Annotated in this window: 12 protein-coding genes; 1 reads left to right on the top strand and 11 read right to left on the bottom strand. The window is 47.1% G+C overall.

Going from position 1 to position 11,715, the window contains the following annotated elements; genetic code table 11:
* Positions 1-423: 423 nt before the first annotated feature.
* The 6 genes from ACWB0I_RS06675 to nikR are packed head-to-tail and all read right to left on the bottom strand — an operon-like array spanning position 424 to position 5,362.
* Positions 424-1,035, bottom strand: a complete 612-nt coding sequence (locus tag ACWB0I_RS06675; protein WP_479387272.1) for a class I SAM-dependent methyltransferase — start codon at positions 1,033-1,035, stop codon at positions 424-426.
* 3 nt (positions 1,036-1,038) lie between these two features.
* Complete coding sequence (locus ACWB0I_RS06670) at positions 1,039-1,557, bottom strand: ECF transporter S component (protein ID WP_479387271.1); 519 nt, start codon at positions 1,555-1,557, stop codon at positions 1,039-1,041.
* Positions 1,554-3,422, bottom strand: coding sequence for a TonB-dependent receptor (locus ACWB0I_RS06665; RefSeq protein ID WP_479387270.1), 1,869 nt, complete (start codon positions 3,420-3,422; stop codon positions 1,554-1,556). The genes ACWB0I_RS06670 and ACWB0I_RS06665 overlap by 4 nt, the downstream gene beginning before the upstream one ends.
* Before the next feature lie 15 nt (positions 3,423-3,437).
* Positions 3,438-4,184, bottom strand: coding sequence for an energy-coupling factor ABC transporter ATP-binding protein (locus ACWB0I_RS06660; RefSeq protein WP_479387269.1), 747 nt, complete (start codon positions 4,182-4,184; stop codon positions 3,438-3,440).
* The gene (locus ACWB0I_RS06655; protein WP_479387268.1) at positions 4,181-4,933 is read right to left on the bottom strand and encodes an energy-coupling factor transporter transmembrane component T family protein; all 753 of its coding nucleotides are present in this window, start codon (positions 4,931-4,933) and stop codon (positions 4,181-4,183) included. Before ACWB0I_RS06655 ends, ACWB0I_RS06660 begins: the two co-directional genes overlap by 4 nt.
* 9 nt (positions 4,934-4,942) lie before the next feature.
* Positions 4,943-5,362, bottom strand: a complete 420-nt coding sequence (gene nikR, locus ACWB0I_RS06650) for a nickel-responsive transcriptional regulator NikR (protein WP_479387267.1) — start codon at positions 5,360-5,362, stop codon at positions 4,943-4,945.
* Positions 5,363-5,525: 163 nt separating this feature from the next.
* On the opposite strand from nikR, the gene ACWB0I_RS06645 reads away from it, so the two are divergent.
* On the top strand, positions 5,526-6,110 hold the full coding sequence (locus ACWB0I_RS06645; RefSeq protein WP_479387266.1) for an NUDIX domain-containing protein: 585 nt from the start codon (positions 5,526-5,528) through the stop codon (positions 6,108-6,110).
* Between the two features lie 459 nt (positions 6,111-6,569).
* Here ACWB0I_RS06645 and ACWB0I_RS06640 read toward each other — a convergent pair whose 3' ends face one another.
* The 5 genes from ACWB0I_RS06640 to ACWB0I_RS06620 all read right to left on the bottom strand — a co-directional run.
* On the bottom strand, positions 6,570-7,865 hold the full coding sequence (locus tag ACWB0I_RS06640) for a GWxTD domain-containing protein (protein ID WP_479387265.1): 1,296 nt from the start codon (positions 7,863-7,865) through the stop codon (positions 6,570-6,572).
* A 65-nt stretch (positions 7,866-7,930) separates the two neighbouring features.
* Positions 7,931-9,232, bottom strand: coding sequence for a 30S ribosomal protein S12 methylthiotransferase RimO (gene rimO, locus ACWB0I_RS06635; RefSeq protein ID WP_479387264.1), 1,302 nt, complete (start codon positions 9,230-9,232; stop codon positions 7,931-7,933).
* Positions 9,229-10,134, bottom strand: coding sequence for a signal recognition particle-docking protein FtsY (ftsY, locus tag ACWB0I_RS06630; protein WP_479387263.1), 906 nt, complete (start codon positions 10,132-10,134; stop codon positions 9,229-9,231). Before ftsY ends, rimO begins: the two co-directional genes overlap by 4 nt.
* 68 nt (positions 10,135-10,202) lie before the next feature.
* Entirely contained in the window at positions 10,203-11,168 is a 966-nt protein-coding gene (locus tag ACWB0I_RS06625) for a UbiA family prenyltransferase (protein ID WP_479387262.1), read from the bottom strand.
* A gap of 329 nt (positions 11,169-11,497) precedes the next feature.
* On the bottom strand, positions 11,498-11,715 hold a 218-nt coding region (locus tag ACWB0I_RS06620; RefSeq protein WP_479387261.1), incomplete at its 5' end, for a hypothetical protein.

The raw sequence follows: 11,715 nt of genomic DNA, 5'->3' as shown, positions 1-11,715 counted from the left end.
ATGGGGTTTAAAACAAAAGCTCGCCATAAATGCTTCGCCCTCACAAAGTCGCGGTTTGAAGCACGAGTTACATTGCTCTTTCGAATGGTCTGCCAATGTAAGGGATTCTCAGAATGACATGCCGGCACGGTTCCTCACCGCCTGGGTATAAGTTGCCCCTTCGCAAATTAATTCGTAATTCGTAATTTTTAATTTTTAATTTAAAAATACTTCCCTGTGCCTTCTGTGGTTGTTTAAAGTTTTGCGGTAATGTTTTTGGGTTGCGGCTCTGCTGCCTTAAGAGAAAAATTGGTTGAGAGTCATGAATTTCTCAAATTAGTTTAATTCAATTTAAATACCCCCAGTCCATAATTCAGGCACGTTTCATTCTTACCGTGAATCCATCCCAATGATGCGCAGGCCTTTTAACCGAAAGAAACACGGTTAACGGCGGCGGGCGCTGACTAAATAACCATCTTTCTTTTCAAAATAGGTCTCAATATCAAATCCGTGTTTTTGCACCTGCTCTGCCAGTTGCTCAACCGGCGGTAAGTGGTGGTCAGCCACGGCGCGATCGGCTGCGCGGTGTAAACGGTTCAGCTGCTCATGATCCATGAGGTGTAAAATCAAAAAACGGCCGCCGTGTTTAAGTACCCGGAATATCTCCTGCAATACCTGATCAGGAGACAAAAAATGGGGAAAGACCTGAAAGGCAATAACGGTACCCAGGCTCTGTGTGCCCAAAGGCATGTGATGGGCATCAGCCTGAATAGCCAATACCGGCGAATGTTGTGTTCTGGCTTTTTTTAGAACCTGTTGCAACATGCCCTTTGCAATGTCCATCTCCAGAATCAGCGATGGAGGATCGGCTAAAAATTGCGGGATGACTTTTAGTAAAACGCCCGTACCGCAACCTAAATCCAGTACCGGGCCTGGCAGATTATTGAAATACTTTCGGAAGAAAAATCGAATCTCTTCCAATTTGTTTTGATCGGAACTGTAATCCCATAGGGCCGCTTGCTTTTCAAAAAAGGCCTGAACTTCTGCCATAGACATGGTTTACTCCAGTGGTAATTTCCAGCGTTGCTCAATGAGTTTAATGACCAATGGTAAAACGATGAGCTGTAGTGCAATGCCTGGCAGGCCACTGCTAACCAGTGCAAAGGAAAACAAGGGATGTTGCCAGCCCAGGAGCGGAGCAATGAAAGAGACCAGGGCCAGGAGTAACAGCCGGTCTGCCAGAATGGCCAGCAAGAGGGCCGGCCATACGCTCCATTTGAGATGTACGTGCAGCAGGGACAGTATGGCGTTGGCCACCAGCAATTCGCTGATCAACACAGGTAAAACCGGCGGCACCACCGGGGGCATGCCGGTGAAAATCCAGGAGGTCAGCGGGGTAATCACGGCTAAAACAAGGGCGAAGCGTAGAGTCAATAGGAGACCGCCTAACATGACTGGTAAAAACATGGGCAAAAACACGGCGCCCAGTCCGAATAGATGAAAAATTTGCGGCAGCAGAATGCCTGCTACCGCTAAAAAGGCAGTTAACGGAATTTGCCTTAGTTCCTGCTCGTTCATCCTTTAATCCTGAGCATGAGTCCGACTCTGATTTGTCGGTCGGGCGCCACCAGATCGGGACGCGCCTTGTAGTTTTCGTTTAAGGCGTTTGAAATTCGCAAGTAGACGTTGGCCCCCTCAAAACTCCGACCGATCTGCATGTTGAGTAGCCAATAGTCCGGCAAGGGGTATTGTTTGTCGTTTCCGGCGTAGAGGTTTTGCACATATTTTCCGAAAAGATTAGCGTAAAAATGGTTTCGTTCAAAACGTATTAAATATTTAAACTGATGGCGCGGATTGTAGGCCGTTAGGACATCGGGCTCCAGATAGCCGTAAGAGAGTTGCACAAACAGTCCGGGAAGCAGGCGCCCTTTAAGCATGGCTTCAGCGCCCCATTGATTGGCGTTGGGGCCGTTGACAAAACGGGCTGGGGGCGGAGGCGTGGCATTGGGCAGGGCCTGAATTAAATCAATGGCTTTGTTTTTGAAAACAGATAGACGCAGGTTGGCCGTTTGGCTGAACTGGCAAGCCGTGCCCAATTCAATGCTCTGTACCTGTTCGTTCTTCAAATGGGCGTTGGCCGATGGAAACAGATATAGTTCCATCAAGGTTGGAGCACGGAAACCGGTTTGATAGTTTACATAAGCCTGAAAACCACTGGCCAGGGTGTAGGAGATTCCCGCAAATGGCGAAAACTGATTTAAGGGCAGTGAATTGTATTGATAGCGCAATCCGGCTTTGAGATTGAGTTGCGGAAGGGGCGAATAAAAGAGCAGAGCATAGGCTCCGGCTGAGGTTAATTGGTGTTTATCCGGATTGACAATGGGCGCACCATTGGGCAAATGGGCAAAATCGTTTTTGGCTTTGCCACCGTAAGTGATGACATCCAGGCCGGTGGCCAGCGAAATCGTTCTGGAATATTGCATGAACTGGTAGGCCGAAAAACCGTAACTGAAATCGTTGGATGTAAAGCCGTCGTAAAATTCGTGATGCCCTAAATTGGTGTACAGCTGAAAGGCGCCTTTAAACCGTTGTCCATTATTTTTTAAACTGATTTCTCCGGTTGCGCGTCGAATCTTGCCATAGGCGCCAATATTTAGCTTATCCTGGTCGCCGCGCGCCGGATCATCAAACTGGTAGGGCACATAGCGTCCCTGAACGGTCAATTGCCAGGTTTTATTGAACTGGTACTGCCAGCCACCCTGCACATGCTTTGATTCAAAACTGGTGTGGGCCGTATGCCCATCGCTTTTCTGGCTGCGCACTGTAAAAAAGAATCCGTGTCGGTTCACACGCTTCTGGAGCGAAAGGGTTAACATCAGGGTGCCGGAGGTACCCATTTCGGAGTGAAAGGTGGCCAGATGGTCATAGCGGGGTTCGGTTACCAGATTAACCACTCCGCCCAGCGCATGATCGCCAAAGACGGTGGAAGACGGCCCGGCTAAAATTTCCAGGCGATCGATGTCTTCGTTCCCGTACACATCGGGTAAGGGATGGCCAAAAATACCCATGAAATCGGGATGGCCGTTCAACAGAACCAGCACACCCGAATTGGGCTTGCCCCCCAGGCCGCGTAAGTTAAGCGTACCGGCGCCAGCGGTGCCTACCCCATAGCCTAACACTTTGTTTTCCAGAACAAAGGCCGAAGGGAAAGTCAGATCAACCATCTCCAGAGCAGAATGGCTGCTCAATTGGCGCACGAGCTGGCCTGAAACGGTCTGGTAGCTGTAGGCCAGATTTCGGATCGAGGTGGCAATGCGATTGCCAATGACAACAATCGAATCGCTGCTTTCAAAAACTTTCAAGGTGTCCGCTTGTGGCGGATTGGCTGTCATCCCAGGATGAAAAGAGAGTAAAAGGCTGAAAATGATTAAAATACGATTCATGAGCGTCTTCCTCCTTTATGAGATGGATTGTAATTTAAGGGGCAATTCAAGTCCGTTTTCTTCCAGCAATGCTCTGTCGGTCAAAATTTGGCGGGTCGCACCATCGGCTACGATTTTCCCCTCATTCAGGATCACCGTTCTCTGGCAGGTGTCGTAAATCAGGTCCAGATCGTGTGAAGTAATGAGACAGGTACGTCCGTTTTGCCGCATCCAGTCCATGATCTTTCTGCGGTGGATGGCATCTAAATTGCTGGAGGGCTCATCCAGAACCACAATTTGCGGATTCATGGCCAGAACGGTGGCCAGGGCGACCAATTTCTTTTCTCCGAAACTCAGGTTTAAAGTGGAACGATCTGCCAATGCGCTCAAGCCCACTTCCTGCAAAGCCTGATCTACGCGTTGCCGAACCTGGTCTTCAGGCAGACCAAAATTCAATGGGCCAAAAGCTACATCTTCGTAAACGGTGGGGCAGAATAACTGATCTTCCGGATTCTGGAAGACCAGTCCCACATTCTGTCGAATCTTTAGCTCGTTTCGGGCAGTGAGCTCTTCGCCCAGCACCTGCACACTCCCCTTTAATGGCTTAAGGATGCCATTGAACAGCAAAAGCAAGGTGGATTTGCCCGCGCCATTGGGGCCGATTATGCCAATACGCTGGCCACGCAAAACGGTGAAATGGAGATCCGTAAATAGCGGACGATCAGCCTCATAGGAAAAGGTCACTTCCGTCAATTTTAAAGCCACAGATTCCTGCCCACTCATAGCCAGGTTCCTGCCAAAAATAAAACAGGCCACAACAAGAGGAGCAGATCTCTCCCGGGCAAAGCTGGTTCATCCAGTAATCTGATTTTTCCACGAAAACCGCGACTGACCAGCGCCTGATAATTCCGTTCGCTGCGTTCCATTAAGCGGGCCAGATAGACCACGCTAAAGTCGATTAAAATTTTGAGTTTTCTTTTCAAGGTCAGCTTCCCACTGCGGGCGCGGATGGCGCGTTTCAAACGCCGATTTTCTTCTTTCATTAAAAATAGCAGGCGAAACATGTACATGAAGATGGCCAGAATCCAGCCCGGCATCTTCAATGTTTGAAAAGCCTGTAATAGCTGGGGGTAAGGGGTACTGTTGACAATAATCAACGAGATGGACAAAAGCAGCATGGCTTTTAAAAAAATGGTGGCAAAGCGCCATAAGCCGCTTTTAAAAAGGTGTAAACCGGCCAATTGCATTAAGGCGTTCTCCTGGGCGGTAAAGGAAGTAAAGGGCAGGGCTATGGTTAACAGGAAAAACATCACGGCGCTACGCAGAAAATAACTTTTTAGACCGCGATTTAGAGAAAGAGCGAAACACAGAGCAGCCGCACTCCACAATGTCAACCATACCAGTTGTCCCGTCGATTGCGTTCTGCCGAGCAGGACAATGATGAAAAATAACAGCCCCATGAGCAGCTTACTTAAAGGGTTCACCCGGCAAAGTCCGCATTTGCGCCTGACATTTTGTAGAACCAGTTGCATGGCATTGCTTTATTTTAGATTGCTTCCTGTAGAAGTCAAATAGAGCTGTCCGTTTTTTACCCCTTTAATGGCGATCAGCTTATCCGAGATTTGTTTGATTTGCCCGGCGCGCCCTTTCAGAAGAATGACTTCCAGACAGTTGTCGTGATCCAGATGCACGTGGGTGGAGGAGATAATCAGATGGTGGTAATCGTGCTGAATGTCGGTTAACCGATCGCTGAGTTCCCGCTGGTGGTGGTCGTAAAGCAAATGCAAAACGCCCAGCACCTCCTGATCGCTTTGAATTTCTTCTTCGATCAGCATTTTCCGGATCAGGTCGCGAATGGCTTCTGAACGGTTGGAATATTGCTTTTCTTTAATAAGCTGATCGAAACGGGTGATCAGAGTTTTGGGTAGCGATACGCCAAATCGGATTAATGGGTCTTTCATTTTTCTGCACCATGTTACTTTTTTCATAAATGTAACACCACATCGGGCTTCAGGCAAAATTTTTTTCAACAAGGTGCTGAAGCACGGCGGGCCCATTTAATTTTTGCATTGATTTCATTTTTTCCTTTATTTTGAGCCAGATTTTTAAGCGGAGTCAAAAACCATGAAAGTAAAATTACTGAAGAAAGAGCGCTTACTGGATGATTTTTTCATTGTGGACAGCGCTGAACTGAAGTTTGAAAAATTTGACGGCAGCTGGTCGCCGGTAGTACGTCGCCTGAATTTAAATCGGGGTACGGCAGTTGCCGTATTAATCTATTTAAAAGACAGAGATTCATTCATCCTCATTCGTCAATTCCGTTACGCTGTGTTTGAAGCTGGCGAAGGGGGCTGGATCGATGAAATTGTGGCCGGTGTGGTTGATGATGAGTCACCTGAAGCCTGCGCCAAACGGGAATGTCTGGAAGAAGCCGGCTACGCGCTGGAAGAGCTGGAACCTGTGGCCACCGTTTACACCAGTCCAGGCATTACCACAGAACGTGTTTACATTTACCTGGGCTACACACAGACCAGCCAGCGAATGAATGCCGGCGGCGGCCTGGCCAGCGAACATGAAGACATTAAGGTGATCGAGTGGTCGCGGCAGGAAGCGCTGCACAGGCTTTTGAATAAAGAGATTGAAGATGGCAAGACCGTGCTCGCTTTACAACATTTTTTTCTAAAAGAAGCCTTACGCTCAGACCGGTAATAGGCAAGAGCTGGAAGAACATCGGTTGGCGCAGGCTTGCTGCCTGCGCTTTAAGCCCACTAATTGTCATTTCGACCGATGTGCGGAGCGAAAGCGACGTGCAGAGCTGAGAAATCTTCCCCGAACGTGTCATTCCGGCCGAGCGCAAGCGAGAGCCGGAATCTCTTTAATCATGTAAAGGATTCCTCCTTATAGCCCTCTCCCCCTAACCCCCTCTCCCCGCTTTGCGGGGCGAGGGGGAAATTGATGTCTGCGCTTTGCCGAAATCCTGTGATTAATGAGAGGCATTTCTGCTTGCGCAGAGTTTCGAGCTGAAGATCGGGTTACGTTTGAAGCGTAATGCTTGACTCTTTCGAAAGGCATCAGGGGCTGATTAAAATGGTTTTGAGGGGCAACCAGTGGTTGCTTGTGGTTAATGAATGTTCCGCCTGTTTTGACCAGAAAAAAGAGGCGAGCGCTTTACTCAAATTCCACGTCAAAATAGCGCGGATCGAGGCGGTAATCGCCAAAGCCGGTGTAATCGACAAAAAGAAAAGTTTTGCGCAGGTTGTAGTATTGCCACACTTCGTAAGGCGGGCTGTCGATTTCGAACGGGTGGCGTTCAATATCATCCGGAAAACCAAATTTGATCAAAATGCGTCCGCGGTCTGTGGCCCAGCCATCCTGGGTCATGGTTGAAAAGTAGGTGTTGGCGTAGTTTACTCTTCTAAAGTATTCATCCTTCAATTCATTTTTGGCAGTACTGGGGTCCGGATCCCGTTCTTTCCAGAAGCGCTCAAAAAAATCCTGTTTGTCTTTTAATGAGGCCTTGAGGTATTTTTTCAGGGTATCGGGATTTAAAATGTAGGCCATTTGCTGCAAAGCCAGGTCAATGTCTTCCTGGGTGCTGGGTACCGTTGACCAGAAGAAAGAGAAGACCTGTGAGGTGGTCGCTTTTTTCTTGCCGGAGATGGCCTCGACCGTTAAAAGATATTTATTGCGTTTGAGCCGACTGCGCTTTAATTCGAAGAGCTGCGAGAAGATGTGGCTTTTAGGTAACAGAGTCAGGGAGCTGTCGATTTCTACAATGCGTTTTTTACTGCGCCGTTTTTCCCCTTTAAAAATGTAGTGCAAAGTGAGAGGCTGATCGATGTTTTTGCTGAACACATCAAAATAGATGTAAAAGGTGCCGGTTTTCACCGTAAAATTATTGCTAAACGTGGGTTCAAAATCTACCACCTGACCGCTGGAATCCAGAGTTACACTCTGCAAAAAAAGCAGACTACCGATGGCCACCGGTTTATCTTTAAAAGGTTTAAAGGCGAATTTAATCTTTCTTTTGGCCGATTCGTTGGTAATCAGATCGGTCGATTTGGCCAGCAGGGAATATTCTCCGGGAAGCAGTTTAAACTCTTCTTTAATAGTGACGGCCTTTTGACGGTCATTGGTTAAAGCAAAGGTTGTAACATTAATCTTTCGGTTAATGGTGCGGCTGGTTACCACATTGCCATTTTGGTCGTAAATAGCGAACAGCATCTCAAATTCGGTGTCAAATCCGCTGGTGTCGCTTTTAATGAAGGTCAGATCGTCATAAAGATGGCTGGTCATGACGATGAGCCGGTGATGTTCCAGATCCGGATCAAAGCGCTGCTGATAAGCAATTTCAAAAAAAGGGATGCCCACCCCACTTTGTTTATTTGGCCCCAGGTACTGACCAAATACCAGCGAACAATAAACGATTAAAAACAGAACGGTGGCAAAAAATCTTTGTTGCATGTTATCTCTCTAATAGCCTTACATTACGGGCTAAAAATACAAAATTATTAAATAATTGTAAAATATTAACCGGAAATGCGCGCATAAAGCTCGTATTCGCTGGCGTCAATAATTTCCACCTCCTGAAAGTGGCCCACTTCAATGTTCTGCTTACCCTGTCCCAGGATGATGACTTCATTGTCGATTTCCGGTGCATCACTGTACGTGCGGGCCAGATAAAAATTCATTTCTGAGTTGTACTCGTCAATCAAAACAGGAAGTTTTTTGCCCACCATGGCTTGATTCTTTTCCAGAGATATTTCACGCTGAATTTCCATCAACTGTTCCTGCCGTTGTTGAGCGATCCTGGCTTCCACTTTGTCAGGCAGGTTAAAGGCAGCGGTTCCGTCTTCGTCGGAGTAAAGAAAGGAGCCCAGGCGATCGAAACGCATTTCCTGAACAAATTGCAGTAAATCATCAAAATCCTGAGGCCGTTCTCCGGGATGGCCTACAATGACCGTGGTGCGTAAAGTAATGTCCGGCACCAGGGAGCGGGCCTGGTGCAAAATTTTAAGAATCGATTCCCGCGTGTCTCCGCGGCGCATCTGCTTTAATACGGGCTGGCTGATGTGCTGAATGGGAAGATCGAGGTAATGCACCAATTTTTTGCTATCCTGCATCCAGTGCAACACATCCAGAGGGAAATTGGTGGGGTACCAGTAAAGGACGCGAATCCACTCGATGCCTTCAATTTTTTCCAGGGACTGTAGCAGGGGAACAATTTGCTGCCGGCCGTACAAATCCTTGCCGTAATAGGAGGTGTCCTGCGAGACTACGATCAACTCTTTGGCGCCATGGGCGGCCAGTACTCTGGCCTCTTCGACCAGTTGTTCAATCGGTTTGCTCCGGTGTGGGCCGCGGATTCCGGGAATGGCGCAAAAGGCGCAGGTGTGATTACAGCCCTCCGAAATTTTTAAATAGGCATAGTGGCGTGGCGTGGTGATCAAACGCGTGCGATGGAAGTTATCCAGAGCGGCATGCCCCTTGCCCAGGGCTTTGAGGATGGCCGCATACTCTTCGGTGCCAAAAATGGCATCGACTTCGGGTATCTCCTGCTCAATTTCCTTACGGTAGCGTTGAGTCAGGCAACCGGCCACAAACACCTTTTTGTGCGGGTCCTGTTTTTTGAGTTCCAGCGCTTCCAGAATAGCCTGAATGGATTCTTCCTTGGCATCATTGATAAAGCCGCAGGTGTTTATGATTAACACATCCGATTCCTCGGGCGACCGGCCGATTTGAAAATCATTGATTTTCAACAGGCCCAGCAGATGCTCCGAATCCACTATGTTTTTAGGACAACCCAGTGTGGTTACGTGTATCTTTTTCATTCTTTTGCAAACAATCCTTCCAAAAATTCCTGTGGATTAAACAATTCAAAATCGTCCATTTTTTCTCCCAATCCGATGTACTTAACCGGAATGCCCAGCTGACGTTTGATGGAAAGCACCACCCCGCCTTTGGCTGTGCCGTCTAATTTGGTCAAAAAAATGGAATTCACATTTACGGCTTTAACAAATTCACGCGCCTGATTGATGGCATTTTGCCCGTTACCGGCGTCAATAACCAGAATGACCTCGTGCGGCGCGCCAGGTACCTGCTTTTCAATGACGCGGTAAATTTTGTTTAACTCGCTCATCAGGTTGACCTTGGTGTGCAGCCGACCGGCCGTGTCGATGATGACAAAATCGACCTGACGCGCTTTAGCCGCACTCAAACTGTCAAACACAACAGCGGCCGGGTCTGCGCCGGGTTGATGCTTGATGATGTCACAACCCAATCGCTGGGCCCAGATTTCTAACTGTTCAATGGCCGCCGCCCGGAATGTGTCGGCTGCTGCCAACAATACGCTCTTCCCCTGCTGCTGATAGTAATGGGTCAGCTTGGCAATGGACGTGGTTTTACCCGTGCCGTTAACCCCAACCACCAGCACCACAAACGGTTTTTGCTCAACGCGATTTTCCGGAGGGGCCAGTAATTGCTTACTCAATTCCTCTTGTAATAATTGCTGAATTTGTTCGGGCGTTTCCAGATGCTGCTTTTTGATCTGCTGACGCAAATGCTCAAGAATCTCCAGGGTAGTGTCCACGCCCACGTCACCGGTGATTAAAATTTCTTCGATTTCTTCCAGTAAATCTTCATCGATTTTTGTATGAGAACTAAAAACATTGTTTAATTTAGAAAAAACATTCTCTCTGGTCTTCTGTAATCCACGTTTAATTTTGGCTAACACAGACGCTTTACTCCTTTCCTGTTTTGGAAAAATGGTTTAACCAATTTAAAGAAAAAAAGATTCCCTGTCTAACCTTTCCCCTGAAAATTGGGATAGTCAAATTGGAAACGGCGTTTAAAATACCAGCGAGTAAAATAGAAACCGGCCACCATCAGCAAAAAATAGAAGGGAATTTTAAGGCAGACCGCCAGGGCAAAAAACAGAATGCTAAACTTTGTGGCGCGGATGGTGGATGAAACCTGAGGCCTGATCAGAGTTTGGATGAAAAACGGTAAAGACGGAAGGACAATGACCATGGCCAATCGATCGTTTAAGAGCAAAGTAGAAATGAGGCTGCCCAGGTAAAACAGAAAAGCCAGATAAATGATCCTCTTCAATCCCAATTGTACAGCCAGTGTCTTTTTATTCGCCAGGCGATCGCCCTCAATGTCGGGCAGGGTTGTAAAAAAGTAGAGTGCGGTATTAAAGAACAGATAAGGTAGAGCATCTACAAACAGGGCGCTGGTCATTTCTTGTTTAACCGCCAACCAGCCCAGGGCAAAGGCTAAAAAGCCCATGGCCATGTTGGCCAGCAAACTCCACCAGGGCCGATCCTTGAATTTAAAAGGGGCAAAGTTGTAAAAATAGCCGGTGATCAGGACGAAAAGCGTGATGGGCAGGAAGATATGGGTACCGATTTTTAAGGCAATGAGCAGTGAAAAGAGCAGTAAGAGTATCACCTCTAAGACGGCCGCCCTTTTTGAGATATGCCCTTCCGAAATTAAAAAGAGCTTTTTGTTTTGTAAGTCGGATTGCACGTCGGCCAATTGGTTGAGCAAAAAGCTGGCACCCATGGCCAGCGCAAAGGCCACAAACAATCCGAGTAATAAACCGAAATCCAGGGAATACCAGTGCGCAGGGCCTAAATACCAGCGATCTTTAAAAAGGATCAGATAACCGGCCAGCAACGTTGACCAGCCGGGGTAAAAAAGCATAGGCCGTAAAACAAAGAAATAATCTAAGCTTTTTAAAAATTGAGATTGAGTGTTGTTCATCAAAATTTGATTTCTATTTTTAATTCATAAAATAATTCGGTCAAATTTACTGATTTTTTTAATTTTATCAAATTGAAAATATTTAAAGAATGTATTCTTCTCATGATTTATCGGGATCAGAATCCCTTCTACTGGGAGGACAAATTTTCCGCTGGCGTGGAAAAGTGTATGTGTGTAAGCGTTAAGAGTGTAATAGAATACTTCCTTCAAAACATCTAAGGCAGCAAAGCCGCAACCAAAAATCTTCCTTGGGGATTTAAACAACCACAGAGAGCACTAAATTAAAAATTAAAAATTAAAAATTACGAATTAATTTGCGAAGGGGCAACTTATGCCCATGCGGTGAGGAACCGTGCCGGCATGTCATTCTGAGAATCCCTTACACTGGCAAACCATTTGCAGGCGCAACATAACTCGAGCTTCGGCTCGAGGCTTCGCAAGGGCAAAGCATTTAAGGTGAGTTTTTGTTTTAAAAACCCATCCCCCCGGCGCCCTTTCCTTGAAAAAAAGGAAGAAGGCGTTTTAGTCTTTGCTTTGTAAATTTTGA

The sequence above is a fragment of the Caldithrix sp. genome (genome assembly GCF_056497305.1).
Note: the sequence above shows the minus strand (reverse complement) of the source record. Positions and strands in the feature narration are given on the sequence as shown.

Bases quoted from the DNA above. Each gene is read 5' to 3' on its own strand.
- nikR (WP_479387267.1), bottom strand. From the start codon at position 5,362: ATGAAAGACCCATTAATCCGATTTGGCGTATCGCTACCCAAAACTCTG.
- ACWB0I_RS06660 (WP_479387269.1), bottom strand. From the start codon at position 4,184: ATGAGTGGGCAGGAATCTGTGGCTTTAAAATTGACGGAAGTGACCTTT.
- ACWB0I_RS06655 (WP_479387268.1), bottom strand. From the start codon at position 4,933: ATGCAACTGGTTCTACAAAATGTCAGGCGCAAATGCGGACTTTGCCGG.
- ACWB0I_RS06675 (WP_479387272.1), bottom strand. From the start codon at position 1,035: ATGTCTATGGCAGAAGTTCAGGCCTTTTTTGAAAAGCAAGCGGCCCTA.
- ACWB0I_RS06645 (WP_479387266.1), top strand. From the start codon at position 5,526: ATGAAAGTAAAATTACTGAAGAAAGAGCGCTTACTGGATGATTTTTTC.
- rimO (WP_479387264.1), bottom strand. From the start codon at position 9,232: ATGAAAAAGATACACGTAACCACACTGGGTTGTCCTAAAAACATAGTG.
- ACWB0I_RS06640 (WP_479387265.1), bottom strand. From the start codon at position 7,865: ATGCAACAAAGATTTTTTGCCACCGTTCTGTTTTTAATCGTTTATTGT.
- ACWB0I_RS06625 (WP_479387262.1), bottom strand. From the start codon at position 11,168: ATGAACAACACTCAATCTCAATTTTTAAAAAGCTTAGATTATTTCTTT.
- ACWB0I_RS06670 (WP_479387271.1), bottom strand. From the start codon at position 1,557: ATGAACGAGCAGGAACTAAGGCAAATTCCGTTAACTGCCTTTTTAGCG.
- ACWB0I_RS06665 (WP_479387270.1), bottom strand. From the start codon at position 3,422: ATGAATCGTATTTTAATCATTTTCAGCCTTTTACTCTCTTTTCATCCT.